Source organism: Pantoea sp. AS142, from assembly GCF_037152305.1.
Taxonomy (GTDB): Bacteria; Pseudomonadota; Gammaproteobacteria; order Enterobacterales; family Enterobacteriaceae; genus Pantoea.
Window position 1 is genome coordinate 92305 of the sequence record NZ_JBBCMO010000007.1, and the last position, 26325, is coordinate 118629.

General features: G+C 53.8%; 26 protein-coding genes. 14 read left to right on the forward strand and 12 right to left on the reverse strand.

What is annotated here, in order from left to right:
- Positions 1–15: 15 nt before the first annotated feature.
- Entirely contained in the window at positions 16–1386 is a 1371-nt protein-coding gene (locus tag WFO64_RS14090) for an MFS transporter (RefSeq protein ID WP_337012661.1), read from the reverse strand.
- A 185-nt stretch (positions 1387–1571) separates the two neighbouring features.
- Between WFO64_RS14090 and kdgR the strand changes: the two genes are divergently transcribed.
- The gene (gene kdgR / locus WFO64_RS14095; protein ID WP_337012663.1) at positions 1572–2363 is read left to right on the forward strand and encodes a DNA-binding transcriptional regulator KdgR; all 792 of its coding nucleotides are present in this window, start codon (positions 1572–1574) and stop codon (positions 2361–2363) included.
- Between the two features lie 30 nt (positions 2364–2393).
- Here the strand turns inward: kdgR and WFO64_RS14100 are convergent, their stop codons facing one another.
- Positions 2394–2630 (reverse strand): YobH family protein, encoded by a 237-nt coding sequence (locus WFO64_RS14100; protein WP_090960331.1) that lies wholly within the window; start codon positions 2628–2630, stop codon positions 2394–2396.
- A 212-nt stretch (positions 2631–2842) separates the two neighbouring features.
- On the opposite strand from WFO64_RS14100, the gene WFO64_RS14105 reads away from it, so the two are divergent.
- The 4 genes from WFO64_RS14105 (at position 2843) to rlmA (ending at position 5943) form a co-directional block, all read left to right on the forward strand.
- The gene (locus WFO64_RS14105) at positions 2843–3115 is read left to right on the forward strand and encodes a YebO family protein (RefSeq protein WP_337012665.1); all 273 of its coding nucleotides are present in this window, start codon (positions 2843–2845) and stop codon (positions 3113–3115) included.
- 18 nt (positions 3116–3133) lie between these two features.
- Positions 3134–4132, forward strand: coding sequence for an MBL fold metallo-hydrolase (locus tag WFO64_RS14110; protein WP_337012667.1), 999 nt, complete (start codon positions 3134–3136; stop codon positions 4130–4132).
- Positions 4133–4786: 654 nt separating this feature from the next.
- On the forward strand, positions 4787–4996 hold the full coding sequence (gene cspE / locus WFO64_RS14115; protein ID WP_003852684.1) for a transcription antiterminator/RNA stability regulator CspE: 210 nt from the start codon (positions 4787–4789) through the stop codon (positions 4994–4996).
- A gap of 137 nt (positions 4997–5133) precedes the next feature.
- A complete protein-coding gene (rlmA, locus tag WFO64_RS14120; RefSeq protein WP_337012669.1) occupies positions 5134–5943 on the forward strand; it encodes a 23S rRNA (guanine(745)-N(1))-methyltransferase in 810 nt (269 codons plus the stop codon).
- Here rlmA and WFO64_RS14125 read toward each other — a convergent pair.
- The 4 genes from WFO64_RS14125 to manX form a co-directional block, all read right to left on the reverse strand.
- Positions 5940–6398: a DUF986 family protein gene (locus WFO64_RS14125; protein ID WP_337012671.1), complete on the reverse strand. Its 459-nt coding sequence runs from the start codon at positions 6396–6398 to the stop codon at positions 5940–5942. The genes rlmA and WFO64_RS14125 overlap by 4 nt on opposite strands.
- A 91-nt stretch (positions 6399–6489) precedes the next feature.
- On the reverse strand, positions 6490–7335 hold the full coding sequence (locus tag WFO64_RS14130; RefSeq protein ID WP_337012673.1) for a PTS mannose transporter subunit IID: 846 nt from the start codon (positions 7333–7335) through the stop codon (positions 6490–6492).
- A gap of 15 nt (positions 7336–7350) precedes the next feature.
- A complete protein-coding gene (locus WFO64_RS14135) occupies positions 7351–8151 on the reverse strand; it encodes a PTS mannose/fructose/sorbose transporter subunit IIC (protein WP_337012869.1) in 801 nt (266 codons plus the stop codon).
- A gap of 66 nt (positions 8152–8217) precedes the next feature.
- Positions 8218–9180 (reverse strand): PTS mannose transporter subunit IIAB, encoded by a 963-nt coding sequence (gene manX / locus WFO64_RS14140; RefSeq protein WP_337012675.1) that lies wholly within the window; start codon positions 9178–9180, stop codon positions 8218–8220.
- Positions 9181–9690: 510 nt separating this feature from the next.
- Between manX and WFO64_RS14145 the strand changes: the two genes are divergently transcribed.
- Positions 9691–11274 carry a TerC family protein gene (locus WFO64_RS14145; protein ID WP_337012677.1) on the forward strand — a complete coding sequence of 528 codons (1584 nt, stop codon included), beginning with the start codon at positions 9691–9693 and terminating at the stop codon, positions 11272–11274.
- A 133-nt stretch (positions 11275–11407) separates the two neighbouring features.
- On the opposite strand, the gene WFO64_RS14150 is transcribed toward WFO64_RS14145, so the two are convergent.
- The 4 genes from WFO64_RS14150 to pabB form a co-directional block, all read right to left on the reverse strand.
- Positions 11408–12970 carry an EAL domain-containing protein gene (locus tag WFO64_RS14150; protein WP_337012679.1) on the reverse strand — a complete coding sequence of 521 codons (1563 nt, stop codon included), beginning with the start codon at positions 12968–12970 and terminating at the stop codon, positions 11408–11410.
- Between the two features lie 226 nt (positions 12971–13196).
- Complete coding sequence (locus WFO64_RS14155) at positions 13197–14561, reverse strand: L-serine ammonia-lyase (protein ID WP_337012681.1); 1365 nt, start codon at positions 14559–14561, stop codon at positions 13197–13199.
- 186 nt (positions 14562–14747) lie between these two features.
- Positions 14748–15311 (reverse strand): CoA pyrophosphatase, encoded by a 564-nt coding sequence (locus WFO64_RS14160; RefSeq protein ID WP_337012683.1) that lies wholly within the window; start codon positions 15309–15311, stop codon positions 14748–14750.
- Entirely contained in the window at positions 15295–16674 is a 1380-nt protein-coding gene (pabB, locus tag WFO64_RS14165; protein ID WP_337012685.1) for an aminodeoxychorismate synthase component 1, read from the reverse strand. Before pabB ends, WFO64_RS14160 begins: the two co-directional genes overlap by 17 nt.
- 110 nt (positions 16675–16784) lie before the next feature.
- On the opposite strand from pabB, the gene WFO64_RS14170 reads away from it, so the two are divergent.
- Positions 16785–16979, forward strand: a complete 195-nt coding sequence (locus WFO64_RS14170; RefSeq protein ID WP_337012687.1) for a YoaH family protein — start codon at positions 16785–16787, stop codon at positions 16977–16979.
- 12 nt (positions 16980–16991) lie between these two features.
- Here WFO64_RS14170 and WFO64_RS14175 read toward each other — a convergent pair whose 3' ends face one another.
- Together WFO64_RS14175 and WFO64_RS14180 are read right to left on the reverse strand one after the other, a co-directional pair.
- The gene (locus WFO64_RS14175) at positions 16992–17336 is read right to left on the reverse strand and encodes a RidA family protein (protein ID WP_337012689.1); all 345 of its coding nucleotides are present in this window, start codon (positions 17334–17336) and stop codon (positions 16992–16994) included.
- Between the two features lie 67 nt (positions 17337–17403).
- Positions 17404–17763, reverse strand: coding sequence for a hypothetical protein (locus WFO64_RS14180; protein ID WP_337012691.1), 360 nt, complete (start codon positions 17761–17763; stop codon positions 17404–17406).
- Between the two features lie 342 nt (positions 17764–18105).
- On the opposite strand from WFO64_RS14180, the gene WFO64_RS14185 reads away from it, so the two are divergent.
- The 7 genes from WFO64_RS14185 to rnd all read left to right on the forward strand — a co-directional run bounded on the left by WFO64_RS14185 (position 18106) and on the right by rnd (position 26315).
- Complete coding sequence (locus tag WFO64_RS14185; RefSeq protein ID WP_337012693.1) at positions 18106–18273, forward strand: hypothetical protein; 168 nt, start codon at positions 18106–18108, stop codon at positions 18271–18273.
- A gap of 642 nt (positions 18274–18915) precedes the next feature.
- Positions 18916–19653 (forward strand): carbonic anhydrase, encoded by a 738-nt coding sequence (locus tag WFO64_RS14190; protein WP_337012695.1) that lies wholly within the window; start codon positions 18916–18918, stop codon positions 19651–19653.
- 242 nt (positions 19654–19895) lie between these two features.
- Complete coding sequence (locus WFO64_RS14195; protein WP_337012697.1) at positions 19896–21812, forward strand: ATP-dependent DNA helicase; 1917 nt, start codon at positions 19896–19898, stop codon at positions 21810–21812.
- Positions 21813–21856: 44 nt separating this feature from the next.
- Entirely contained in the window at positions 21857–22555 is a 699-nt protein-coding gene (gene tsaB / locus WFO64_RS14200) for a tRNA (adenosine(37)-N6)-threonylcarbamoyltransferase complex dimerization subunit type 1 TsaB (protein ID WP_337012699.1), read from the forward strand.
- Positions 22556–22615: 60 nt separating this feature from the next.
- Positions 22616–23212 (forward strand): Slp family lipoprotein, encoded by a 597-nt coding sequence (locus WFO64_RS14205; RefSeq protein ID WP_337012701.1) that lies wholly within the window; start codon positions 22616–22618, stop codon positions 23210–23212.
- A gap of 206 nt (positions 23213–23418) precedes the next feature.
- Complete coding sequence (gene fadD / locus WFO64_RS14210) at positions 23419–25095, forward strand: long-chain-fatty-acid--CoA ligase FadD (protein WP_337012703.1); 1677 nt, start codon at positions 23419–23421, stop codon at positions 25093–25095.
- A gap of 98 nt (positions 25096–25193) precedes the next feature.
- Entirely contained in the window at positions 25194–26315 is a 1122-nt protein-coding gene (rnd, locus tag WFO64_RS14215) for a ribonuclease D (RefSeq protein WP_337012705.1), read from the forward strand.
- Positions 26316–26325 lie beyond the last annotated feature (10 nt).

Here is a 26325-nt window from a genome sequence, read left to right on the forward strand (position 1 = left end):
TTTCTTATTCTTCCGTCATGCGCGGGTCTGCGTCATGCGCGACACACTGACCAGTGCCGCCAGTGCGGCAAAGCTTCCCGCCAGCAGCAGCGAAGCGTGCGTTCCACGCTCATTAAACAGATTAAACATCAGCGCCACCAGTGCGGCGCCCATACTCTGGCCCAGCAGGCGCGCCGTGCCCAGCATGCCACTGGCGCCACCGCTGCGATGACGCGGAGCAGAAGTGACAATGGTATGGTTGTTAGGAGACTGAAACAGCCCAAAACCCGCACCACACAGCATCATACGCCAGATAATATCGCCATCGCCCGGGTTTGCCGGTAACCAGGCGAGCAGAAACAGCCCCAGGGCGAACAGGGTCAGTCCGATCCCCCCTAGCAGCCCGGCATGGACTCGTTCAATTAACCGACCGGCAATCGGCGCAAACACCATAGTTGCCAGCGGCCATGGCGTCAGCAGTAAGCCCGTTGCGACTTCATCACGCTGCAGGACGTTCTGCAGAAAGAAGGGCAGTGAAACCATCGCCAGCATTTGCGCACAGAACGAACAGACCGACGTTCCCATCGACAGGCTGAAAACCGGAATACGCAGTAGGTCAACCGGCAACAGCGGCACCGCCATGTTCAACTGTCGACGGATAAAGAACCAACCCACGACCAGCAAAGCAATGACTTCCGACAGCACCAGCAGATGGCTCTGTCCCTGAGCAAAACCGCTCAGGGCAGAGATAATCAGTCCAAAGAACAGGGCATTCATCATTGCACTGGGAACATCGAATTTCTGTGCCGTCGCTTTCTGCGGATTATCGGGCAGCGTTCGCAGCGCCAGCCATAGCGCAATGGCACCCAGCGGGACGTTAATCAGAAACAGCCATTTCCAGCTCGCCACCGAGAGGATCGCGGCTGCGACCGTCGGGCCTGCCGCGGTTGAAACCGCCACCACCAGTGAGTTGATCGCCATGCCGCGTCCCAGATAACGCTGCGGATAGATAATGCGTATCAGCGCGGTATTCACACTCATCAACGCTGCACCGCCTAACCCCTGCAGCACACGGGCGAAGGTCAGCATGCTGAGCGTGGTCGAGAAGGCGCAGAACAGCGAGGTCGCAATAAATAGCGCCAGGCCCGCCTGGTAGACGCGGCGATAACCCAGCATGTCCCCCAGAAATGAGAGCGACAATAGCGAGACTATTATTGCAATCTGATAGGCATTTACAATCCAGATTGACTGTGCCGGGCTGGCATTCAGTTCACGCGAAATGGTGGGTAAAGCGACATTCGCAATCGCACCATCTAACACCGCCATCGTCAGGCCCAGCGCAATAGTGAGGATAGCCATGTAGCGCTGACCCGTCGGTAATCCATCCTGAGGAGAGGAGAGTGTCATAAGTTAATTACTAAAGAGGGTGAATATCATCATGCTAATGAAGTTAACGCTGAAATGCAGCGACCAGGCAGATAAAAACTGTCTTAAAATATGACTTAACCGTTAAAGCATTGCCGCCTTCCTGTGCCTCACTCTATACTGGCAGTCCGTTCCATTTTTTTTGAAACAGGTTAACAAGGTGTGCGATGTCCTCTGCTGAGAATGATAAACAGCCTGATTCCGTCTCTTCGGTACTTAAAGTCTTCGGTATTCTGCAGGCGCTGGGTGAAGAACGCGATCACGGTATTACTGAGCTCGCGCAGCGCGTGATGATGTCAAAAAGCACCGTTTACCGTTTTCTGCAGACCATGAAGTCGCTGGGCTATGTTACCCAGGAAGGTGAGAGCGAAAAGTACTCACTGACGCTGAAGTTATTTGAATTGGGTGCTAAAGCACTGCAGAACGTTGATTTAATTCGCAGCGCGGATGTGCAGATGCGTGAGCTATCACGTCTGACCAAAGAGACTATTCACCTGGGCGCGCTGGAAGAGGACAGCATTGTCTATATCCACAAAATCGACTCGCTCTATAATCTGCGTATGTATTCTCGTGTTGGCCGCCGTAATCCACTGCATACCACCGCGATTGGAAAAGTTTTGCTCGCCTGGCGCGATCGCAGCGAAGTTGAGGAGATTCTGCGGGATGTGGAGTTCAAACGCAGCACGGCCAATACGCTGTTAAGCGCTGAGGCGTTGATGACGGCGCTGGAGCAGGTGAGAACGCAGGGCTATGGTGAAGATAATGAAGAGCAGGAAGAGGGATTACGCTGCCTTGCCGTGCCGGTGTTTGACCGTTTTGGCGTGGTGATTGCCGGGCTTAGTATCTCTTTTCCCACCCTTCGCTTTTCAGAAGATGCCCAACAGGATTATGTTGCAATGCTGCATCAGGCGGCGCGTAAACTCTCATCAGAGATGGGCTACCACGACTACCCGTTCTGAAAACAGCGGGCCAGCCGGCCCGCTGTTTTGCTAATTATCGATCACTTCTCCGCTTTTTTTCAGCAACGGACAATCTGTGACGCCCACTACGCCACTGTCAGTATGCAGATATTGCGCGCTAATCACGCCGCGAGCGGTAAGATAGCTGCACTGCAGGCCAAGTCCGGCTGCATTCTTTGTACTGCCGGTTAACACGCCATAACCCGTGAACAGCATCGCCAGCCAGATCACCGCCAGCAAGCCTATCGTGCGAATAAATAGTTTCATTATGTCTCCTTGTGAAAGATAACTCAGCGCTCCATGTGGTGCTGCCAGTTACAATGATATCAGCATGCCTCGCTTTTCTGGTGGGATCGATCAGAGATAACTGAAACGGCTAATTCTGCAATGGTGTTAACCCCATTATCTTTTACGATGGCTACAGGTAGAATGAGCGGTTGTCATGTTCTGGCGTTTCCACTGAGTTCTACGAGGCAGTTATGAATGAGTTAGCCGCAAATTCGGGTCCACTGGTCAGTTATGGCCTGCTGGTCATAATTTTGATTGTGGCGTTTATCGTCTGGTTCTTTGTTAACCGGGCCAGCGTGCGCGCCGGAGAGCAAATCCGCTTACTGGAATCTTTGCTGGAAGAGCAGAAGAAGCAGAATCAGCTGCTGCGCCGTTTAATCGAGATGCAGCCAGGCACAGAGATGAAGAAAACTGATGACGATCAGGAGAAACGCGACTTTATCCGGTTGATCCCGGAACGTTAATCACTGTAGCGAGGCGGGATGGTCTGGAAAAATCCGTGGTATGACAGTCGCAAAGCGCATCACACTCCAGAGGGATTCTGTAATCCTGAACCGAATCTGCGTCAGCCGGGCTCTCTGAAGCGCTGGCGCAGAGAGCGCAAAGCACAGGGGCTGCCGCATCCACCACAGCAAGGCTATGAAGCTTTCACCGATCGATGGTGGCAGCCCGCCGATATCAGCGGCAGTGACGATAGCATCTGGTGGCTGGGACATGCAGCCGTGCTGCTGCGGCTGAACCAGCACTATATCCTGATCGATCCCGCGCTCTCTTCTCGCGCCTCGCCGCTGCCTTTTGCCGGGCCGCAGCGCAAAACGCCAGCTCCGCTCAGCATTGCTGATCTGCCGCGTCTGGATGTCGTGCTGATTTCACATAACCATTACGATCATCTTGATCGGCCAACGGTTAAAGCGATTGTCCGGCGTTTTCCGCAGGTCACCTTTATTGTGCCGCTGGGTCTGGCCAACTGGTGCAGAACGCAGGGCGTAAAACGGGTGCATCAGCTCGACTGGTGGCAACAGATGACGGTCGGCGATCTCCACTTTGATGCCGTGCCGGCACGTCACTGGAGTATGAGAACGCCGCGCGATCGAAATCGTTCGCTCTGGTGCGGCTGGGTGGTGCGTGCTGCTTCCGTCCGTTTCTGGTTCTCGGGCGATAGCGGTTACAGCGACAGTCTGCATGAGATTGCTGCTCGTCTTGGCCCGTTCAGCCTGGCCGCTTTGCCAATTGGCGCATATGCACCTAAGTGGTTCATGGCGGGACAGCATATGGACCCCGATCAGGCTGTGGCGCTGTGGCAGGCAGCAGGCAGGCCGTTGACGCTGCCTATCCACTGGGGCGTGTTCGAACTGGCCGATGAGTCACTGGATGCGCCACCAAAAGAACTGGCGGATGCGCTGTTGCGGGCAAACGAGCACAATGGCGGTTTCGCACCGTGGCGAATAGGCGAATGCCGCATGCTGAATAATTTCGACTAGGAATTATCCCAAAGCGTCCAGGATAAATAAAAACCGGAGGTTTTTTTATCTACATCAATTTTTCAAATCAAAAGTTAAATTCTTAATAAGTAAAATCGGCTTGGTTGCTTTTATTTGGAGCAGGGCTAATGTATGGCTCCTGTTTTTGGTGCAAAAAAGTGTTAATTGTACGAAATAAAAGGCTATGTACAGGATTGACGTCAGATTATTGCTAATCTCCAGGAATGCCGTTTCGCTTATTCATTCCGTTATTGCCATATTTGTGAAATATTAATTTCTTATGGTATCCATCAGGTTACTCCTGGCAACAGAGGCGGAAGAGGGCGCAGGCCGCACTGTTGCTTTATTCGCAGGGCCATTTGTAAACCCCCATAGAACAGGCAATGTGAGCCTTCTGGCAATTGTGTGCACAGGCTCGCTGAGGCTTTAAAAATGGCTTGCCATTGTTTTTAGGATATGTGATAACAATTCCTGGGTTAAACGAGGTACAGTTCTGTTTATGCATGGCATCTTCAGTAAAGAAGTACGAGTAAAGACGTTGACGTTGAATACCGCTTCCTTGCCGAACCTTAATTAGTGCCTCATGCAGTAATGTCTCTGGTTTTTCTGTAAGACAGCTTTCGGGCTAAATAAACATCTTAAGGAATGTGCAAAATGGCAAAGATTAAAGGTCAGGTTAAGTGGTTCAACGAGTCTAAAGGTTTTGGTTTTATCACCCCTGCTGACGGTAGCAAAGATGTATTCGTACACTTCTCTGCTATTCAGGGTAATGGTTTCAAAACCCTGGCTGAAGGCCAGAGCGTTGAGTTTGAAATTCAGGATGGCCAGAAAGGCCCGGCAGCCGTTAACGTTACTGCTATCTGATTCGGCTCCAACTCGGTGCATCGCACCCTGACATGCAATCTTAAAGCCCTGGCTGATCAGCCGGGGCTTTCTTTATGCTTCCGATGCGGAAACGTTAGGGTTACACTGCGCCGCGTTATCTGATGCTGGAGCCCGCTATGTCCCTGATTTGCCCTCTTTGCCACTCTCCTCTTACCTTCACTGAGCGCAGCTGGTGCTGCGAGAATCGTCATCAGTTTGATCAGGCGAAAGAGGGCTATGTCAATCTGCTGCCCGTTCAGCATAAACGGTCGCGTGAACCGGGTGACAGTGCTGAGATGATGCAGGCACGACGGGAATTTCTTGAGGCAGGCTACTATCAGCCGCTGCGTGATCAGGTTGTCAGATTGCTTAACCCGGCGCTGAATCATCCGGGGTGCCAAATTCTTGATATCGGCTGCGGCGAAGGTTACTACACCGCCGCGCTGGCTGACGCGGCGGGCGATGCCGGGCAGGTTTATGGACTGGATGTCGCAAGACTGGCAATCCGGCTGGCTGCAAAGCGCTATCCTGCCGTGCGCTTTTGCGTCGCTTCCAGTCAGCGCTTACCCTTTGCCGAAAACGCCCTGGATGCGGTTGTACGAATCTACGCACCCTGCAATGAAGCGGAACTCGCACGCGTGCTGAAGCCAGGCGGCACGGTGCTGACGGTTACGCCGGGTTCGCACCATCTGCAGCAGTTCAAAGCGCTGATTTATCGTGAAGTGCAGTTGCATGCGCCGGAGCAGAAAGATTATCCCGGGTTCCGGCAGGTGGCGCAGCAGGCACTGCGTTACCCCATGGCGCTGACGGGCGCGGCTGCTACGACCCTGCTTCAGATGACGCCGTTCGCCTGGCGTGCGCGGGAGGAGGTCTGGCAAACCCTGCAGCAGAGCGAACAGTTCCGCTGTGATGCCGACTTTATCCTGACAATGTGGCAGCGCGATTAACGCGCTTCTACCAGGGTGTTAAAGATCCGCTCCAGATCGTCGAGTTGCTGAACCGCGAGCAGTAGCCGACGCTGTTCCAGCTGAATCACCAGAATCCCATCCTCAGAGAGATTCATGCCCTGAATCCGCCGGTAATCAATCCAGACACCCGCGTAAAAGAATCCTTCACTCTTCATCAGGAGCGTTGGCTTTCGCAGCCAGAAAAGCCAGAACGACAGAAAACTCAGCACCATCAGCAGTGAGGTGGTGAGCTGCGGGCCATGGTGAGTAATGTTGTTCCACAGCAGGATCAGCAGCAGCACGATAAAAATCAGGCCGTCGATTTTATGCCGCCTGCGCAGGGCAACTTGTAAACGGGTCGGGCCGCGACGACGGGGCAGAATTGCCTCATCATAGACGGCAAACAGCAGCAGGGCGGCAATACATAACACTATCAGCGCGTCGGTTGAAGACATCACATCTACCTCAAACAGGGTGAGATCAGCCGGTTATGGCTCAGCTCACCACGCTTAAAAGCCGGGAGCGCAGGCTCCCGGCAGGATGAAATTACACGCCCAGCAGGCCGATCCAGTAACCAAAAATACCGATGGCAAAGAAGCCGACGATAATCCACAGTGCGTTCACTTTACGGCGTAACAGCCACATACAGCCAAACGTCAGCAGCAGGGGCACCACGCCCGGCATAAGCTGGTCGAGGATCGACTGTACCGTGGTGACGGTAGTCTTTCCGGTGGAGTCGGTTATGCGTGATACCACCAGCGGAATGTTGACGTGAGTCCACTTGTTGACCAGCGCCCCCATCACAAACAGGCCCAGAATCGAAGCGCCCTCCGTGAGTTTCTGCAGAAAACCACCGCCCATGTCGCTGACGATATCGATCCCTTTGCGATAGCCATACGCCACGCCGTAGTAGCGGGTCAGGAGACGTGCCAGGTTAAACAGTATAAAGAACAGCAGGGGGCCCAGCAGACTGCCGCTCAGCGCGATACCGGCACCCAGCGCGGCAAATACCGGACGCACCGTACCCCAGAATATCGGGTCGCCTACACCGGCCAGCGGTCCCATCAGGCCGACTTTGAGGCCGTTAATCGCGCCATCATCGATGGGGGCGCCGTTGGCACGCTGCTCTTCCATCGCCATAGTGACGCCCAGTACCGGCGCGGCTACATAAGGATGAGTATTAAAGAACTCCAGATGACGTTTGATCGCCTGCTTACGCTCATCGTTGTTCTCGGGATAGAGACGGCGTATCACCGGCACCATTGAGAAGCAGAAGCCCAGCGCCTGCATACGTTCAAAGTTCCATGAACCCTGGAACAGGTTAGAGCGAATAAAGACGGCGCGGACATCACCGGGTGTCAGTTTCTTTTCGACTTTCGTAATATCAACCATGTGCTCACCTGTTCCTTAATCGAGTTCGTTATCAAGATCGTTTGCAGTTGCAGCGCCTGTTGGTGCTCCCGCCACACGGTTGTATTTCGGGCTGAGCTGAATGTAGAGCACTGCCATAACCACGCCAATTACGCCCAGCGCCACCAGGTTAAAGTTGGTAAAGGCTGCGGTAACGAAACCCAGATAGAAGAAGGGCATCAGGTAGCCTGCGCGCATCATGTTGATGACCATTGCGTAACCTACGACCACAATCATGCCACCCGCGATATTCAGGCCGTTGGTGACCACTTCAGGAATCGAACTGAGTAAGGCGTGAACCGCACTGGTGCCGACCGAAATCGCTACGATCAGTGCCGGAATGGCGATACGCATTGCCTGTAACAGCAGGGCAGAAACGTGAATCCAGGAGATGGCCGTGAGGTTACCTTTCTCGGCTGCTTTATCAGCTGCGTGCTGGAAGGCCACGGTCAGCGTACGTACGATGATGGTCAGTACCTGTCCGGCTGCGGCAAGTGGAATCGCCAGCGCGATACCGGCACCGACACTTTGACCGCCAGCGATAACCAGAATGGTAGAGATGATGGAGGCGAGGGCGGCATCGGGTGCAACGGCGGCACCAATGTTCATCCAGCCCAGCGCAATCATCTCTAGCGTACCACCGATAATAATGCCGGTTTTCATGTCACCCAGCACAATACCAATCAGCGTACAGGCCACCAGCGGGCGGTGAAACTGGAATTCATCCAGGATCGACCCCATACCAGCAACGCAGGCGACAATAAAAATCAAAATAATTTGTAGCGAGGTTATTTCCATCATACTTCTTGTCCTCAGCAGGATAACGAAAATGAGCCTGTAACCGCAGGCGCATAAGTGCTTCTGTTACGCGTTAACTTTCGCAATAAGGTCCATCATTTTTAGTTTCTGATCACTGGAAACTTTGCGTACTTCCAGTTCAATATTGCGTTCATTGAGTTTGTGGAAGGCGGCGATATCTTTTTCATCGACCGAGACCGCATTATTGACCTGGGTTTTTCCCTGTCGAAATGCCATACCCCCGATGTTGACGGTTTTAATATCGACACCCTGTTCCACCACGCGCAGCACATCTGTGGGGTTAGTAAACAGGAGCATCACGCGATCCTGACCATACTTCGGGTTATTCCACACCCGCACCATCTTATCGACATCCACCACATGTGCTGTAACGCCTGGCGGAGCGACCTGCGTCAGCAGCGTTTTGCGCACGTGATCATTAGCCACTTCATCGCTGACCACGATAATGCGCTGAACGTTGGTCTCTTTTGTCCAGCGCGTCGCGACCTGTCCATGAATCAGCCGGTCATCAATGCGCGCCAGGCCGATTTTCATGTGATCACCGGACGCCATGGGTTTAGCCGGTTGCGCCGCAGTGACGGGTTTTACCGCGACCGGTGCTGGCGCTTCTTCTTTAGCTTTCAGAGCTTTGACCCCTTCACGACCGGTCTCAACCGCCACGGCGACCAACTCATCAAAACCGGGATTGTCATCGCGTGCCATCAGGGTTTCGACCAGCATTGGGATATTGACCCCGGCGATGACTTCATATTGTGGTTTGTCGACCACAATGCGGCTGGCCGCATTAAACGGGCTGCCGCCCCAGGTATCGACTAAAAACAGTACCCCCTGGCGGGTATCAAGTTCTGCCAGCCGAGCCTGGTATTTTTCAATCAGTGTTTCTGCATTTTCACCGGGGACAAAGTCTATCCAGCCGACATTGTCCTGCTCGCCCAACAGCATTTCTGCTGTTTTCAGCAGTTGCTCCGCTGCCCAGCCGTGTGTACCAATTACAATCGCAATGGTCACGTGCTACCTCCGTTCGCTAGAGATGCTCATCTGAATAAATGAACTGTATTGAGTCATACTTTGGTTATCTTTTTAACCGGGTAAATCGAATAATCGATATAGCTTCGAAAAATCATTGTTTAACTACATTAAGGCGGTCAAGTCGCGATTTATTTTAGTGATCGAAAAAATAAATTATGTGATGTCTGTCAGCTATTCACCCCGTCAAGTGGCCAGTTACCTTTTTTATGCGCCCGATCATCCGCCCTGCAGATTGTAAAAATAAGAAAATTTTTTGACGCAATTCCCCGACCTGATACATTAACGTTCTGTTTATTACTTCAGGAGTAACGGGCTTCAGCCCACCTTTATGGATCGTCACCGACGTCGCTTACTTTGTTCTTTGCGCCTGCTGGCGCGTCACCCTTCGCCTTTCGGCGTTTTCATCGCTTTTCCGACTACCCGGATGTCACGCTTTACCGCGCTGATACGCACCGGCTCGTTCTGTTCCCTGTTCAGGAGTCATAAATAATGGAATTTTTATTCGACCCCTCAATTTGGGCGGGCTTACTGACGCTTGTTGTGCTGGAAATCGTTCTCGGCATCGATAACCTGGTATTTATTGCCATTCTGGCCGACAAACTGCCGCCAAAGCAGCGTGATAAAGCACGTTTGATTGGCCTGTCGCTGGCGCTGGTGATGCGTCTGGGCCTGCTGTCGCTGATCTCCTGGATGGTGACACTGACGACGCCTCTCTTTAGCGTAGGCGGTTTCAGCTTTGCCGGTCGTGATTTAATTTTGCTGGCAGGTGGTCTGTTCCTGTTGTTTAAGGCGACCATGGAGCTGCATGAGAGGCTGGAGAACCGGCAGCTCGACGGGTCCGGTAATCGGGGATATGCCAGTTTCTGGGCAGTAGTGACGCAGATTGTGGTGCTGGACGCCGTGTTCTCGCTGGATGCCGTTATCACCGCTGTCGGTATGGTCAACCACCTGCCGGTGATGATGACCGCTGTCGTGATTGCCATGGGTGTGATGCTGCTGGCGTCTAAACCGTTAACCAACTTTGTTAACGCGCATCCGACCGTCGTGGTGCTCTGTCTGAGCTTCCTGCTGATGATCGGTCTGTCACTGGTGGCAGAAGGCTTTGGTTTCCATATTCCTAAAGGGTATCTGTATGCGGCGATTGGCTTCTCGATTCTGATTGAGCTTTTCAACCAGATTGCGCGCCGTAACTTTATCCGCCATCAGTCAAATCGCCCGATGCGTGAACGCACCGCAGAAGCGATTTTGCGCCTGATGGGGGGCCGCAACCGCGCCCAGACGGCCAGCAATAACAACACCAGCAGCAGCAGCGAAGAGGCCGCGCTGGCGGAAGTGATGCCGCAAGAAGCGTTTAAAGATGAAGAACGCTACATGATTAATGGCGTGCTGACGCTGGCTTCCCGCTCAATTCGCAGCATTATGACGCCGCGCGGTGAAATCTCCTGGGTCGATGCGAACCGTCCGGTGGATGAGATTCGCGGTCAGTTGCTGGACACGCCACACAGTCTGTTCCCGGTCTGTCGTGGTGAACTGGATGAGATCGTCGGCGTGGTCCGGGCCAAAGAGTTGCTGGTGGCGCTGGAGCACGGCGTGGATGTGGCGACCTTTGCGGCCAATACGCCAACCATCGTGGTGCCGGAGACACTGGATCCGATCAACCTGCTAGGGGTGCTGCGTCGTGCCAAAGGCAGTTTTGTGATTGTCACCAACGAGTTTGGCGTGGTGCAGGGTTTGATTACCCCGCTGGACGTACTGGAAGCGATTGCGGGTGAATTCCCGGATGAAGATGAAACACCCGATATCATTGCAGATGGTGATGGCTGGTTAGTGAAAGGGGGTACCGACCTGCACTCGCTTCAGCAGTTGCTGGACTTCCATGAACTGGTCGACCCGGAAGAAGACCACGCGTCGCTGGCGGGCCTGTTGATTGAGCAGAAAGGGCAGTTACCGCTGCCTGGCGATGTGATTGATATCACTCCGCTGCACTTCCAGATTATCGAAGCAACCGACTACCGTATCGATCTGGTGCGGGTAACCAAAGATAAACCGCATGACGAAGATGAAGAGGGGTAATGCAATGCTGAAGCGTTACCGGCTCAACCGGCTTCGCTGATTTTCCCTGACAGCCGCTGCCTGAACGCCGCGGCTGTTTTTTTATCTGTGGTGCAACGTAATCAGGCAGGGAGACATGGCGCAAGTTCGTCTGTTATTTTCGTGCATCAGCCTGATGTTTCGCCAGCCACGCCGGAAAGTCCTGAAGCGGCATCGGGCGGGCATAATAGTAGCCCTGCAGGTGATCCACACCACGCTCACACAGATACGCTGCCTGCTCAGCGGTTTCCACCCCCTCAGCCACCAGACTGATATTCAGGCGCTGGGCCAGCGAAATCACCATATCCGTCACGGTAGCGTTAATCGCGTCAGTCCCAATGGCTGCCGTAAAAGTTTTGTCGATTTTCAGCACGTCTGGCTGCAGATCTTTCAGGTAAGAGAGCGAGCTGTGTCCGGTGCCGAAGTCATCAATCGCCAGCCGGACACCTATATCGTGCAGTTGCGTAATCACTGACTGGTCCACCACCGGCAGGGCATCCCGCTCGGTAAGTTCCACCACCAGTTTCGGCACCGGGTTGGCAGGCCACCACAGGTTTTGCAGATCCTCAAGAATGGCACGGTCGCGGAAATGGCTGGCAGCAACATTGATAGCGATATGGAAAGCGGGATCATCGGGCAATTGAGGTAACTGCCTTACCACTTCATTCAGCACAAAGCGCGTTAGCGGCTTGATCAGATTCTGGCGTTCGGCCAGCGGAATAAAAACATCCGGTGCAATCCAGCCCTGACGGGCATTATGCCAGCGCAGCAATAACTCAATGCCGTCGCACACACCACGTCGTGTATTGATCAGCGGCTGGCAATAAACCATAAATTCTCGGGCCGTGATGCCATTACTGATTTGCCAGCTCAGGCTCATACGATTTGCTGTTGCCAGCCAGACAATGTAGCCCATCAGCAGACTCAGCAGTAGCGCCAGCGGCAACTGTGATGGAAGCTTCGCCAGCGCCAGCCGGGTCGGTGAAGGGCCATACAGGGTGAGCGTAAAGGGATAGCGCAGCGATCCCTGCTCATAGCTCACTTCATCATCTGCCGGTACGGTTGGCTCAATCAGCGGATTGCCATACTCCAGACTCTCTCCGTTGACGTTAAATACAGCACGTTCCACCCAGGGCAACTGCGGTTCCAGCAGATAGTTGCTCATCATTTCGATGTTAATCACCTGCAAAATGCCGGAACGGTTATCCAGGCTCTTTGGCGTCCACAGCAGTAAAACCGGGGAGCCTTTCAGCAGATACTGATCGGTTGACAGCACCATACGCTGGCTGTTGAAGGCTAAGTCGGGGTAGGTCTGGCTGAAAGGGATAGCGCGCGGGCCATAAATACTGGAGCAGTAAAGTTTGTCATTATCTACCAGCAGGATCGCGCGAACCGTCTGCAAAGAAGCGATTTTTTCGATGAGTGGAAAGCGAACATCCTGACAGGGCACACCGACCAGGCCCAGCGTATTGTTCGCTGAAACCTCCAGCGGTGAAAACATCCGATCAAACCGCATAATCGCTTTGTCGGCGAAATCCATCGCTAGCTGTTCAATGCGTGACTTCTCTTCAATATAGCGAAAGGCCAGGGTTAATATCAGCGCCACGGTGGCAATTGACAGTGTGATTAGCAAACGCTTGCGTCTGAATTGTCCAACATATTGCTGGGCCATAAACATCAGTATCCACCTTCCCAAAAAGCCAGAAAAAAGCAAAAAATAACGGGGTTAATATCGGCACGGCCAGGTCAATATTGAGGCCGGAATGCAGAAAAGCGGGTCTGGAAAGCTGCGCAAACCGGACGGCTGCGCGGGAAACACTCTACCGTTTAAACCTGCGCTGAGATAGCGCAGGGGGCGGATTTTCTTACATTTGCACGTCATTTAAACAAATTAAACGTTTCATTTAATCACACTGAACTTTAATCGCCAGACCGCCACGTGAGGTTTCACGGTATTTCGCGTTCATATCTTTGCCGGTTTCATACATCGTCTCGATGACCTTATCCAGCGAGACGCGGGGTTCACTGGTGCGACGCAGCGCCATGCGCGCCGCGTTAATCGCTTTAACCGAAGCAATCGCATTACGTTCAATGCAGGGTACCTGAACCTGACCAGCTACCGGGTCACAGGTTAGTCCAAGATTATGCTCCATGCCGATTTCAGCGGCTACGCACACCTGCTCCGGGCTGCCGCCCAGTAGTTCTGCCAGACCGGCCGCCGCCATGGAACAGGCAACTCCCACTTCACCCTGGCAACCCACTTCTGCGCCGGAAATGGAGGCGTTCATTTTGTACAGCACGCCGATCGCACCTGAGGCAAGAAAATAGCGCAGGAAAATATCCGGTGTTACCGGCTCGATAAAGTGATCGTAGTAGGCCAGTACCGCAGGCACGATACCGCAGGCACCGTTAGTGGGCGCGGTCACCACACGGCCACCCGCGGCGTTCTCTTCGTTGACAGCCAGCGCGTACATATTGATCCAGTCGATTACAATCATCGGATCACTGGAGTGTTTAGTGGAGGAGGTCAGCAGGCGACGCAGGGAGGCAGCGCGGCGCGGCACCCGTAACGGACCTGGCAACACACCTTCAGTATTCAGGCCGCGATCAATACAGGCCTGCATCGTCTGCCAGATCGTAGTGAAATAGGCATGTATTTCGTCGCGGCTGTGCAGCGCCAGCTCATTTTTCATCACCAGACCCGACAGTGACAGGCCGGTTTCACGACAGTGAGCCAGCAGATCTTTGGCTGAGTGGAACGGCCAGGGCACAGAAACTTCGTCCAGTGCAGACTGCCCGAAATGCTCTTCATCGACGATGAAGCCGCCGCCCACGGAATAGTAGGTTTTCGACAGGATCAGCAGGTCGTCTGCGAACGCGAGCAGGCGGAGTCCATTCTCATGCAGTGAAAGATTCTCACTGCGAAACACCATGCCGCCTTCACGCGGGAAATCGACTTCATGCGCGCCTTTTGCCAGCAGCAGGCGCTCACGCTGCTCAACATCTTTAATGAAAGCGGGGATTGCATCGATATCTACCGTATCTGGCGATTCACCCGCCAGACCCATAATAATGGCGATATCGGTGTGATGGCCTTTGCCGGTCAGTGACAGAGAACCGTAAACATCCACGGCGATCCGGGTGACCTCCTGCAGCTTTTCCTGTTCGCACAGCAAATCCACAAACTGTTTACCCGCTTTCATCGGGCCGACAGTATGTGAACTCGAGGGGCCGATGCCCACTTTGAACATGTCGAAAACACTAATCACGGGTGACACTCCTCACAATTATTCTCAGTCTGCCGGGGCAGTTTATGGCGCCCATAGTAATAGTCATGCACCGGAAAAGAGCAGCTTTTCGCATGAAATAAACTTATTAAAGCCGATAGAAAAAATTATAGCGCAGCCCGGCAGGGCACTGACGGGCCTGAAGCCTGGAAACAAGAAGAAATGGCCTCAGAATGCGATCTGAGTACTCAGTGAACGTATAATCCCGGCGGTCATGCCCCACACCAGATAATCCTGATAACGCGATAGCCAGACCGGGTGTCTTACGCCCGCCCGCTGCACTTCAAGCGCGCTGTAGCGGCTGAGCTGCAATGCCTCGGCCAGCGGCATCTCAAAAGCGCTGCGCACCTCGTCCGGATTAATTGCTAAGCGCAGATCAGCCGGAATGATCCCCAGCACCGGCGTTACCTGAAAGCCGGTGCTGCTGGTCACGGCAGGCAGGGCGCCTAATACTTCGACCTGCTGCGGATCGATACCGATCTCTTCCTGCGCCTCACGGAGTGCAGTAGCAATCAGTGAGGTGTCGATATCGTCCTGCATGCCCCCCGGAAAAGCGACCTGTCCGGCATGTTTGCGCAGGGCGTGTGAGCGCTGCGTCAGCAGCAGACCCGGTTCAGGGCGCGACACAATCGGCACCAGTACCGCCGCATGGCGACCGCAGAGACGCTGCGTGCTGCGGGCAGGCTGCTGCAACAGAAAACGGCTGCGGAAAGCATCAAGTGTCAGCGCCAACTGAATCTCCTGTCTGTTCCAGTGCCGGTAAGATCCGGCTGACTTTATCGAGCGTTTCCTGGTACTCCGCTTCAGGATCGCTGTCTGCCACCAGCCCGCCGCCGGCAGCACAGTAGAGCTGCTGGCCTTCGGCGATCAGTGTGCGGATAGTGATACTGGTATCCATCCGGCCACACAGGCTGAGATAGCCAATACTGCCGCACCAGGCATTACGGCGCTGCGGTTCCAGTTCATCAATAATCTCCATCGCCCGGATCTTGGGCGCACCGGTAATCGAGCCGCCCGGAAAACAGGCGCGCAGCAGATCAGTGGCCTGTAGAGTATCAGGTAGCTCCGCCCGCACCGTGCTCACCAGGTGATGCACGGCGGGGAAGGGTTCAACCACAAACAGCTCCGGCACCGTAACTGAACCGGGCAGTGCCACGCGGCCAATATCGTTACGCATTAAATCGACAATCATCAGGTTTTCGGCCCGGTCTTTTTCTGCATGGCGCAGCGCCTCGGCCTGTTGCGCATCCGCCACCGGATCGGCACAGCGTGGCCGGGTACCTTTGATTGGTCGGGTTTCGATCTGTTTCTTATTCAGCGACAGAAAGCGCTCAGGCGACAGGCTGAGGATCGCACTCTCAGACAGACGCAGAAAAGCGCTGAATGGCGCACGGTTAGCCGCATTGAGCAGGGTGAACGCCTGCCACTCATCACCCTGATAACCGGCCTGAAAACGCTGCGCCAGGTTAACCTGGTAACAGTCACCTGCCTGAATATAGGCCTGAACCGCGTGAAAGCGCGTAGCGTAATCTGCATAGCTCAGGTTGGAGCGCCAGTGACTGGTCAGTGAAAAGGGCATGGACTCGCGCACGGGCCACTGCGCCAGCCAGGCGGCGCGGTTTTCAGCGTTATTTAATGCCAGCAGCGTCAGCGTTTGCCGATGATGGTCGGCAATCAATGCCCAGTCATAGATCCCCACCGCCATGTCAGGCGTAGTGAGATCGGCTGCAGCCTGCTGGGGCAGCAACTCGAACCGGCGGCCCAGATCATAACCAAACAGCCCCAGCGCACCGCCCTGAAAGGGCAGAGTCTCGCTGACAGCAGGCGTCACGCCCAGCGCATCGCACTGCTGCTGAACCAGCAGCAGTGGATCGGTGGTCGATTCGGTCGTGCCAGTGGGATCGGTGAGGGTCGTAATCGCACCGCGGGTCACCAGGGTGGCACGGGGATCGGCTGTCAGAATATCAAAGCGATTGTTGCTGTGGCTGGCCTGGCCGGAAGAGAGCAGCATCGCCCAGGGTAGATGGGAAATTGTGGCAAAACGCTGAGTCAGCGCATCCGGGGTATAATCAAGAGTGAGGGTTTTAACAATCATCGGGCAGAGAAATCAGCAAGCAAAGAGGCGGTCAGACTGACATATTTTTTCCTGACTGGCACCTGTTAGTTCAGCGTGGGATACTGTCTGCCCCAACGCAGGAGTGAAACATGTTTATTGGATTACCGGCTCTCTCACATGAGCAGCAACAGCAAGCCGTCGAACGTATTCAGGAATTGATGGCGGGCGGTTTATCGAGCGGTGAAGCGATCGCCCAGGTGGCGCAGGAAATCCGACAAAATCATAAGGGCGAACGGATTCGGGCGCTATTCGACGACGAAGATGAAGAAAACGAAGAAGAATAACGCCCGGCATGATTAACGTGCGGCGATGATTTTAATTTCGATTTTGTACTTTGGATTCAACAGACCGGCCTGGACCGTGCAACGGACTGGTGCGTTGCCCGGGGAGACCCAGGCATCCCAGGCTCGATTCATGGCTGGGAAATCAGCCTTATCCACCAGAAATAGCGTTGCATCAAGGATTTTGCTTTTATCGCTGCCGAGCCGGGTCAGTATCGCATCAATTACCGCCAGCGCATCGGCTGTCTGCGCTTCTGCGTCGGCATCCAGGTTTTCAGGCACACTGGTGTAATAGATGGTGTCATTATGGATCACGGCTTCGGACATGCGGTGTTCCGGGTCAATGCGGGTAATACTCATCGGTTTCTCCCTGGTTAATTGCGCATTAGCCTGGCATATTCCTGACATCGCTGTCACCTCTTACGCCTCACAGGCAGTGTTCAACAATCGCCTGTCTGTCAGCGATCACCTGAGGAGCCATCTGGAAAGTCGTGAAATATTTCACATTCGCCCCTTTTCTGTGGGACGAAACATCCGCGAAAATCGAATCCTCCCAGGTAAAGACGCTAATTTCGCTGCCATTGGGCTGGGTATGGGTGGTGTTATCTTTGGCAATGACGTTGGTGGTTGACCAGCCGCGATAAATACAATCGCTGAGCTGAGGGACAGTTCGGGCGCTCTGACCCTGAAAAACGGGCTGCTGCTGACGAGCCTGATCGGGAGTGGGTGCCTGGCAGCCACAGATCAGCAGCACGCCAGCCAGGGAGCCGATGCGGAAATAGTTCATAACGTTCCTCCGCCTGAGTCAGGCAGTCGGGTTAAGGCCATCTGGTTAACACCGTCTGAACGGCAATGTTAAGCCAGTCTCAGCACGTCAGCCCACGGATGCCACATCCCAACGTTAAGCTGATTTAATCATTATAAGCCGGGCATTTGTTTCCTTTCTGCGATCCTTTGCATTTGATAACTGCATCACACTGTCGGGCCGCAGGTCTGGGGGCTGACGTCATGAATTTCGCGCCCGCATTGGGGGTTAATGCACTGGCAGAGGGACGGAATTGAGGACACTACCTGCTTAAAGATGTTATAAATCAGCCGAAAGATAGCGCCACAGTAAGAGGATTAGAGAATGGCGAATACGCAGTATCTGTTTTGGGTTATGGCTGGCGCACTGACGCTGCTGCTTATTGTGATCGCGGCGTTTGTAGGTTTGTCAAAAGGCAATAAGCAGGGTTTCATTACTTTTGCTGTGCTTTTCATCATCATGCTGGCGGGAGCGCTTTACATACACCATTAGCGCTGCACGGTGAGATTGTTTTCAGTCTATTTCAGCAATTTCACGCCTGGCTCACACTTCAGGCGGAAAATGTGGGGCCTGCAGTGCCGGTTAACTATGCTCAGTTGAAATAGCAGCACTGCTATTTATCACCGGAGGTAATTATGTCTGAACGTCCTGATTACGATGAACCGCTGCCAGATGATGCTGAGATCTATCCGGAAGATGAAGAAGAGGATGAGGAAGACGATCCTTTAGAAAAGGATGTTTAGCCGTCTGAAAAGGATGTAGGACGAGGTTCCTGTCTTCTGAGTTAATCCTGCACCGCAAAACTGCCGGTCGTGCAGTTTTGCGGTTTCTCACGTTATGCGCCCCTGATTCGCCTCTCTCCGCGCTTGTGGGGTTAAGCCTGCTGATGAATCCCTCGTTCACCTCGCTGCTTAATAAATTTCAGCAGTCAGATCGTGTTAATCAGATAAACGTCACAGATAATTCGCTTAAATAAAGTCCTTTCATCATCGATGTTAATTTAATTAACATCGATGAAAATTATAAGCCCTTTATTCGTTCAGATTTTGATTTACCGCATTTTGTCACCTTGCTGACTCAAAGGTGAGCGAAATATTATCCCTGCCGCAAATTAGCTTATAAAGCAGGGATAAAATGAAACGACCTAAAATGTTAAGTCTGGTTTTGGCGCTCTCGACCATCAGCGCAGTCGGTGCGGCGGCACCGCACTGGACTTACGAGGGCAAAGCTGGCCCGGAGCACTGGAGTGAACTGACCCGCGATTTCCACATCTGTCACGAAGGCAAGTTTCAGTCGCCAATCAATATTAAAGATCCGATCGAGGGACATTTGCAGGCACTCGATCTGGCATACCACACTTCGGCCGAAAAGGTGATTAACAATGGACACACCATTCAGGTGACTGTTAATGAAGAAGATGACTTTGTTCTGGACAGTGAAAAGTTCACTCTGCGGCAGTATCACTTCCATACGCCAAGTGAAAACCAGATCAATGGGCACACTTTTCCCCTCGAAGCCCACTTTGTACACAGCAAAGAGGATGGCGATTCGGCCGTGGTGGCGGTGATGTTTAAGGTCGGGAAAGAGAATTCGGCACTGGTGCCGTTGATTGACGCTATGCCTCAAAAGGAAAACCAGCAGGTAAGCATTAATCGCCTGGTAAATTTACGCGATCTCTTCCCGGAAGACCTGCACTACTATCGTTTCAGCGGTTCTCTGACGACACCCCCCTGCAGCGAAGGTATTCGCTGGCTGGTGCTGAAACAGCCGGTTACGCTCTCTCAGGCGCAGCTTGACGCGTTTAGACAGGCGCTGAAAACCACCAATAATCGTCCGTTGCAGCATCTCAACGGACGCATGATTGTAGAGTAATCACGACGTTTTCTGCTCGCTTTCCCAGTGCCCATTCGGCATCAGGCCTATTGGCTCAGGGAGGACTGCTCTTCAGGCGGCCTTGTGCCGCCATTTTCATAACTCGCAGACATGAACCTGGCTCAGTCGCGAGCACTTCGCTACCCGCTTAAAATAGCTAAGTTATTGTTAATTATCCATTTTGATTTGTTGATCCAATACTGACATAATTACAGTGTTTTTGCCGTTCTTAGTGAGGGTATGTGGCAGACGATTTTGCAGTGGATGGCGCACTGGCGCTGGCAATCGCAGGCTTTAAGCCGCGTGAAGCACAACGTGAGATGGCGCAGGCGGTATCCGAAGCCGTAAAAGAGCAGGGTGAACTGGTTGTCGAGGCCGGTACTGGCACCGGTAAAACCTATGCTTACCTGGCCCCCGCCTTGCGGGCCGGTAAAAAAGTGATTATCTCCACTGGATCCAAAGCGCTGCAGGATCAGCTCTATGCCCGCGATCTGCCTACTATGATCAAGGCACTGAAATACAAAGGTAAAACTGCTTTGCTTAAAGGGCGCTCCAACTATCTCTGTCTGGAACGCATGGAACAGCAATCAATGGCGGGCGGCGATCTCACCGTGCAGGCGCTGACCGATTTGGTGACGCTGCGCAGCTGGTCATCCCAGACAGAAGAGGGTGACATCAGCAGCTGTGCTGGCGTGACCGAAGACAGCCCGGTCTGGCCGCTGGTCACCAGCACCAACGATAACTGCCTCGGCACGGATTGCCCACGCTATAAAGAGTGTTTCGTGGTCAGAGCGCGAAAACGCGCAATGGACGCCGATGTGGTGGTAGTGAATCACCATTTGTTCCTCGCCGATCTGGTGGTGAAAGAGGGCGGCTTTGGCGAACTTATTCCTGAAGCTGATGTCATGATCTTCGACGAAGCCCATCAGTTGCCTGATATCGCCAGTCAATATTTTGGACAGCAGCTCTCCAGCCGCCAGTTACTCGATCTCGCCAAAGACATTATCACCGCTTATCGCACTGAAGTTCGGGATGCTCAGCAACTGCAGAAATCGGCAGACCGCCTGGCGCAATGCGCGCAGGATTTCCGTCTGTCGTTAGGCGATCCTGGCTATCGCGGTAATCTGCGCGAGCTGCTGAGCGATAACGCGATACTGCGAATGTTCACTCTGCTGGATGATGCACTTGAGCTTTGTTACGACGTTATTAAACTCTCACTGGGCCGTTCAGCCTTACTGGATGCCGCCTTTGAGCGGGCCGCGCTCTATCGTGGCCGATTAAAACGGCTGCGGGCGATTAACGAGCCGGGCTACAGCTACTGGTATGAATGCACCTCGCGTCACTTTACCCTGGCGCTGACGCCGCTCTCGGTGGCGGAACGCTTTCGTGAAGTGATGGATAATCGTAAGGCTGCCTGGATCTTCACCTCCGCCACCCTGGCGGTGGATGGAAAAATGGCCCACTTCGCCGAACGGCTGGGTGTCAATGCGGCAAAAAGTTTGATTCTGAACAGCCCGTTCGACTTTGCGAAGCAGGCACTGCTCTGCGTCCCGCGCAATCTGCCGGAGCCTAACCGTCCGGGTGGTGCACGTCAGCTGGCCGCGATGATGAAGCCGCTGATTGATGCCAATAAAGGCCGCTGTTTCTTTCTCTGCACCTCTCATCTGATGATGCGTGAACTGGCAGCAGAATTTCGCGCCTCAATGACACTGCCGGTGCTGGTGCAGGGTGAAACCAGCAAAGGCCAGTTACTGCAACAATTCATTGAGAAGGGCAATGCCCTGCTGGTGGCGACCAGCAGTTTCTGGGAGGGCGTGGATGTGCGGGGTGACGCGCTGTCGCTGGTCATTATCGACAAACTGCCGTTCACCTCACCGGAAGATCCGCTGTTAAAAGCCAGAATGGAAGATTGCCGTATTCGTGGCGGCGATCCTTTTGCGGATGTGCAGTTGCCGGATGCGGTGATTACTCTTAAACAGGGCGTGGGGCGTTTGATTCGTGATACTGACGATCGTGGCGTCCTGGTTATTTGCGATCAGCGGCTGGTGTCACGTCCTTATGGCGCACTGTTTATAAACAGCCTGCCGCCGACGCCGCGAACCCGTGATATGGCCCGTGCCATCGCCTTTATCCGCCAGCAACCCGAACCAGACGCGTAATTCTATGCTAAGATGCGCGCCGTTTTCTTTCTTCTGAGGTAGTCATGTCAGCCCGAATTTTAGCGCTGGATACGGCGACAGAAGCCTGTTCAGCCGCCTTGCTGAATCAGCAACAGATTGATGCCCGATTCGAAATTGCCCCACGCGATCATACCCAGCGTATTTTACCGCTGGTCGAGGAGTTACTTCTGGCGAAGCAGCTGGAACTGACGGATCTGGACGCGCTTGCCTTTGGTCGCGGTCCCGGCAGTTTTACCGGCGTGCGGATTGGCATTGGTATTGCTCAGGGACTGGCTTTGGGCGCATCACTGCCGATGATCGCGATTTCCACGCTGGCGACGCTGGCGGAAGGTGCATGGCGTCTGCACGGGGCAACCCGGGTATTAACCGCTATCGATGCGCGGATGGGTGAGGTCTACTGGGCCGAATATCAGCGTGATGCACAGGGTGCCTGGCAGGGTGAGGCCAGCGAAAGTGTGCTGTCGCCCGAGGCGGCACTGGAAAGGATGCAGGCGCTCTCTGGTGAGTGGATGACCGCAGGCACAGGCTGGCAGGCTTATCCTGCTCTGCTAGAGGGACACGATCTGATCCTGAATGCCAGTGATGTCACACTGCCTGCCGCAGAGGATATGCTGCCACTGGCGACCATTTCGCTGGCGCAGGGTAATACGCTGCTGCCGGAAACGGCTGAGCCTACTTATCTACGTAATGAAGTCGCCTGGAAAAAATTACCTGGCCGGTAAAATGCACGCAACTTATTGTTATGCGTCCAGTCTAAGTCTTTACCTAACGGGAGAACGTCTATGTCGTCAATGTGTGGTAAAGGGCTTTCAGGTCTGCTGCTGACCTGTATGCTGGTGTTAACCGGTTGTGTTTCAATTCCTGACACCCTGCAGGGGAGTTCACCTCAGCCACAGCAGGATTTGTTGCGGGTCATGAACGATCCGGCCATTTACGTTGGGCAGGAATCGCGTTTTGGCGGTAAGGTGGTGAATGTGACTAACCTGAACGGCAAAACCCGGCTTGAAATTGCCGCACAACCGCTGGACGAGAGCGCCAGACCGCGTCTGGGGGCGGCCTCGGTTGGTCGGATTTATGCCGATATCCACGGCTTTGTTGATCCGGTAGATGTCAGAAACCAGTATGTTACGGTGTTGGGTATCCTTAAAGGTACGGAGCAGGGAAAAATTGGCGAGGCGGACTATAAATTTGCGGTCATCGATGTGCGGGGTTATCAGCGCTGGCGCCTGGCCCAGCAGGTGATGTCACCGCCACAGCCTATGGATCCCTGGATCTGGTATGGTCCAACCCGCCACCGAGGCGGATACTGGGGGCCTAATCCCTACTGGGGAATGGTCAACAGTGGCCCGACAGAGGTGCAGACCATTCTGACCGAGTAAGTGTGAAATTCATATTATTCAGCCCGGTCGCGGTTCACGCTGCCGGGCTTTTTATTTGCCTGTTTATCAGCACGAAATTTAGTGATGCACTTCGCAACCTCAACATGCCGAAACAGGCAAACTGGTACAATCAGTTAAAATATTGTTAAAAAACCCGGTTAGCTGAGGCAGCGATGGAAATACAATATAATTATCGGGGTGGATCCTTGAATAAGGTTTGGCTGAAACGCTACCCGGCAGATGTACCTGCTGAAATAAATGCAGATCGTTACACCTCACTGGTGGATCTGTTCGAGCAGGCCGCAAATCGCTACGCCGATCAACCCGCGTTTCTGAACATGGGTCAGAAGATGAGTTATCGTCAGCTGGAAGAGAAGAGCCGCGCGTTTGCCGCTTATCTTCAGCAGCAACTGGGCCTGAAAGCGGGCGACAGGGTGGCACTGATGATGCCTAACTTACTCCAGTATCCAGTGGCTCTCTTTGGGGTGCTACGCGCGGGTATGGTGGTGGTTAATGTAAACCCGCTCTACACGCCGCGTGAGCTAAAGCATCAGCTTAATGACAGTGGTGCCAGCGCAATTGTGATTGTCTCGAATTTTGCTCACACGCTGGAGAAAGTGGTGGCGGAAACCGCTGTTCGGCACGTTATCCTGACACGGATGGGCGATCAGCTGGCGCCGATAAAAGCAACGCTGGTTAATTTTGTCGTCAAGTATGTTAAGAAACTGGTACCAAAATACCATTTGCCGGGTGCAATCTCATTTCGCCAGGTATTGGACGTTGGCGCTACGCTCGATTATCACCGCCCGACGGTTTCGAATGACGATCTCGCCTTCCTGCAATATACCGGTGGCACCACCGGCGTGGCTAAAGGGGCTATGCTGACCCATCGCAACATGCAGGCGAATCTTGAGCAGACCCGGGCAACCTACGGCAAAGTGCTGCGCGACGGTAAAGAGTTAGTCGTCACCGCGCTACCGCTTTACCACATCTTCGCTTTAACGGTGAACGGCCTGCTTTTTCTCGCGCTGGGCGGTCAGAATCTGTTGATCACTAATCCGCGCGATATTCCTGGTTTTGTTAAAGAGCTGGGGAAATTCCCGTTTACCGCGATTACCGGTGTGAATACGCTGTTTAACGCGCTACTCAACGATGAGCAGTTCATTAAACTTGATTTTTCAACGCTACGTCTTTCCGCAGGTGGCGGGATGGCGGTGCAGAAAGTGGTGGCCGAGCGCTGGGAAAAGCTGACCGGACACTACCTTCTGGAAGGCTATGGCCTGACCGAGTGTTCGCCGCTGGTGTCAGTTAATCCTTATGACATCAGTTGTCATACCGGCAGTATCGGCTTGCCGGTTCCCTCGACAGATGTGCTGATTCTGGATGACGCCGGAAACGAAGTGCCTGCGGGTGAACCGGGGGAGCTCTGTATCAGCGGTCCGCAGGTAATGCTGGGCTACTGGCAGCATCCGGAAGCGACAGCGGAAGTGCTGAAAAATGGCTGGCTCCACAGCGGTGATATTGTTACCGTTGATCATGAAGGCTTTATTCGCATCGTTGACCGCAAAAAAGATATGATTCTGGTATCAGGTTTTAATGTCTATCCGAATGAAATCGAAGATGTGCTGATGCAGCACCCTAAAGTGCGTGAGGCCGCGGCGATTGGTGTGCCCAGCGATCTTTCTGGTGAAGCGGTTAAAGTCTGCATCGTGAAAAAAGATGCGTCGCTGTCCAAAGAAGAAGTGCTCGATCATTGTCGCCGTCAGCTGACCGGTTACAAGGTGCCGAAAATCATTGAGTTTCGTGATGAGTTACCAAAAAGCAACGTTGGCAAGATCCTGCGGCGTGAATTGCGCGACGAGGCGAAACCCAGCACGAGCTAAATCCGGACAGGAATTGAGGTTGAACGCCGGCATGTCCGGCGTTTTTATTGTTTTTAACATGGAGCGCCGCGCGTTGTTGGCTGCGGTGAAAATCAGACGTGAACTATTCCCTTATCGACCAGGATGATCAACTGGCAGACGTATGTCAGAAAGCGCGCCAGCATGCAGCGGTGGCACTGGATACCGAATTTGTCCGCACCCGCACTTATTACCCTCAGCTCGGCCTGATCCAACTGTTTGACGATCAGCAACTGGTGCTGATTGACCCGCTGAGTATCCGTGACTGGTCTCCCTTTATCGCTCTGCTGACCGACACCCGCGTGACCAAATTCCTGCATGCTGGTGGTGAAGATCTGGAAGTCTTCCTGCATCGCTTTGGCGTGCTGCCGACGCCGATGATCGATACCCAGATTCTGGCGGCATTTTCCGGCCAGCCGCTCTCATGGGGTTTTGCTTCGATGGTGGCGCATTTCACTCAGGTTGAACTCGATAAAAGTGAGTCACGCACGGACTGGCTGGCACGTCCTCTGACCCAGCGTCAGTGCGAGTATGCGGCGGCGGACGTTCACTATCTGCTGCCGATTGCCCGTCAGCTGATGATCAATACTGAAGAGGCTGGCAATACGGCGGCGGCACTCAGTGAGTGCGATAACCTTTGTCAGCGACGTCTGGATAGCCTGTCGCCGGATGAAGCCTGGCGCGATATCACCAATGCCTGGCAGTTGCGTCCGCGTCAGCTGGCGGCGTTGCAGCGACTGGCGGCCTGGCGTCTGAAGCTGGCGCGTGAAAAGGATATGGCGGTTAACTTTGTGGTACGTGAAGAGCACCTGTGGAAAGTGGCGCGCTTTATGCCAGGTTCACTCGGTGAACTGGATCATCTGGGGCTGTCAGGCCACGAAATCCGTTTTCACGGTAAAACGCTGGTGGCACGGGTGGCAGAAGCTGAGGCGCTGGAGGAGAGCGAACTACCCGCTCCGCTGGGCAATCTGATCGACTATCCGCACTACAAGCAGGTATTTAAAGCGATGAAGGCGCTGGTGCAGCAGGTAAGTGAACAGAGTGGATTCAGTCAGGAGTTACTGGCGTCACGACGTCAAATTAATCAGGTATTGAGCCAACACTGGGACCTTAAGCCACAGGGACGTCAGCCGGAATTACTGACCGGATGGCGGGGCGAACTGCTGAAACCCGGCATTGATGAAATTCTGGCGGGCTATTAACCGGGTAAAT

Excerpts from the sequence above, each read along its gene's own strand:
- WFO64_RS14090 (WP_337012661.1), bottom strand. The coding sequence starts at position 1,386 with ATGACACTCTCCTCTCCTCAGGATGGATTACCGACGGGTCAGCGCTAC.
- kdgR (WP_337012663.1), top strand. The coding sequence starts at position 1,572 with ATGTCCTCTGCTGAGAATGATAAACAGCCTGATTCCGTCTCTTCGGTA.
- WFO64_RS14100 (WP_090960331.1), bottom strand. The coding sequence starts at position 2,630 with ATGAAACTATTTATTCGCACGATAGGCTTGCTGGCGGTGATCTGGCTG.
- WFO64_RS14105 (WP_337012665.1), top strand. The coding sequence starts at position 2,843 with ATGAATGAGTTAGCCGCAAATTCGGGTCCACTGGTCAGTTATGGCCTG.
- WFO64_RS14110 (WP_337012667.1), top strand. The coding sequence starts at position 3,134 with ATGGTCTGGAAAAATCCGTGGTATGACAGTCGCAAAGCGCATCACACT.
- cspE (WP_003852684.1), top strand. The coding sequence starts at position 4,787 with ATGGCAAAGATTAAAGGTCAGGTTAAGTGGTTCAACGAGTCTAAAGGT.
- rlmA (WP_337012669.1), top strand. The coding sequence starts at position 5,134 with ATGTCCCTGATTTGCCCTCTTTGCCACTCTCCTCTTACCTTCACTGAG.
- WFO64_RS14125 (WP_337012671.1), bottom strand. The coding sequence starts at position 6,398 with ATGTCTTCAACCGACGCGCTGATAGTGTTATGTATTGCCGCCCTGCTG.
- WFO64_RS14130 (WP_337012673.1), bottom strand. The coding sequence starts at position 7,335 with ATGGTTGATATTACGAAAGTCGAAAAGAAACTGACACCCGGTGATGTC.
- WFO64_RS14135 (WP_337012869.1), bottom strand. The coding sequence starts at position 8,151 with ATGGAAATAACCTCGCTACAAATTATTTTGATTTTTATTGTCGCCTGC.
- WFO64_RS14145 (WP_337012677.1), top strand. The coding sequence starts at position 9,691 with ATGGAATTTTTATTCGACCCCTCAATTTGGGCGGGCTTACTGACGCTT.
- WFO64_RS14150 (WP_337012679.1), bottom strand. The coding sequence starts at position 12,970 with ATGTTTATGGCCCAGCAATATGTTGGACAATTCAGACGCAAGCGTTTG.
- pabB (WP_337012685.1), bottom strand. The coding sequence starts at position 16,674 with ATGATTGTTAAAACCCTCACTCTTGATTATACCCCGGATGCGCTGACT.
- WFO64_RS14170 (WP_337012687.1), top strand. The coding sequence starts at position 16,785 with ATGTTTATTGGATTACCGGCTCTCTCACATGAGCAGCAACAGCAAGCC.
- WFO64_RS14175 (WP_337012689.1), bottom strand. The coding sequence starts at position 17,336 with ATGAGTATTACCCGCATTGACCCGGAACACCGCATGTCCGAAGCCGTG.
- WFO64_RS14180 (WP_337012691.1), bottom strand. The coding sequence starts at position 17,763 with ATGAACTATTTCCGCATCGGCTCCCTGGCTGGCGTGCTGCTGATCTGT.
- WFO64_RS14185 (WP_337012693.1), top strand. The coding sequence starts at position 18,106 with ATGGCGAATACGCAGTATCTGTTTTGGGTTATGGCTGGCGCACTGACG.
- WFO64_RS14190 (WP_337012695.1), top strand. The coding sequence starts at position 18,916 with ATGAAACGACCTAAAATGTTAAGTCTGGTTTTGGCGCTCTCGACCATC.
- tsaB (WP_337012699.1), top strand. The coding sequence starts at position 21,857 with ATGTCAGCCCGAATTTTAGCGCTGGATACGGCGACAGAAGCCTGTTCA.
- WFO64_RS14205 (WP_337012701.1), top strand. The coding sequence starts at position 22,616 with ATGTCGTCAATGTGTGGTAAAGGGCTTTCAGGTCTGCTGCTGACCTGT.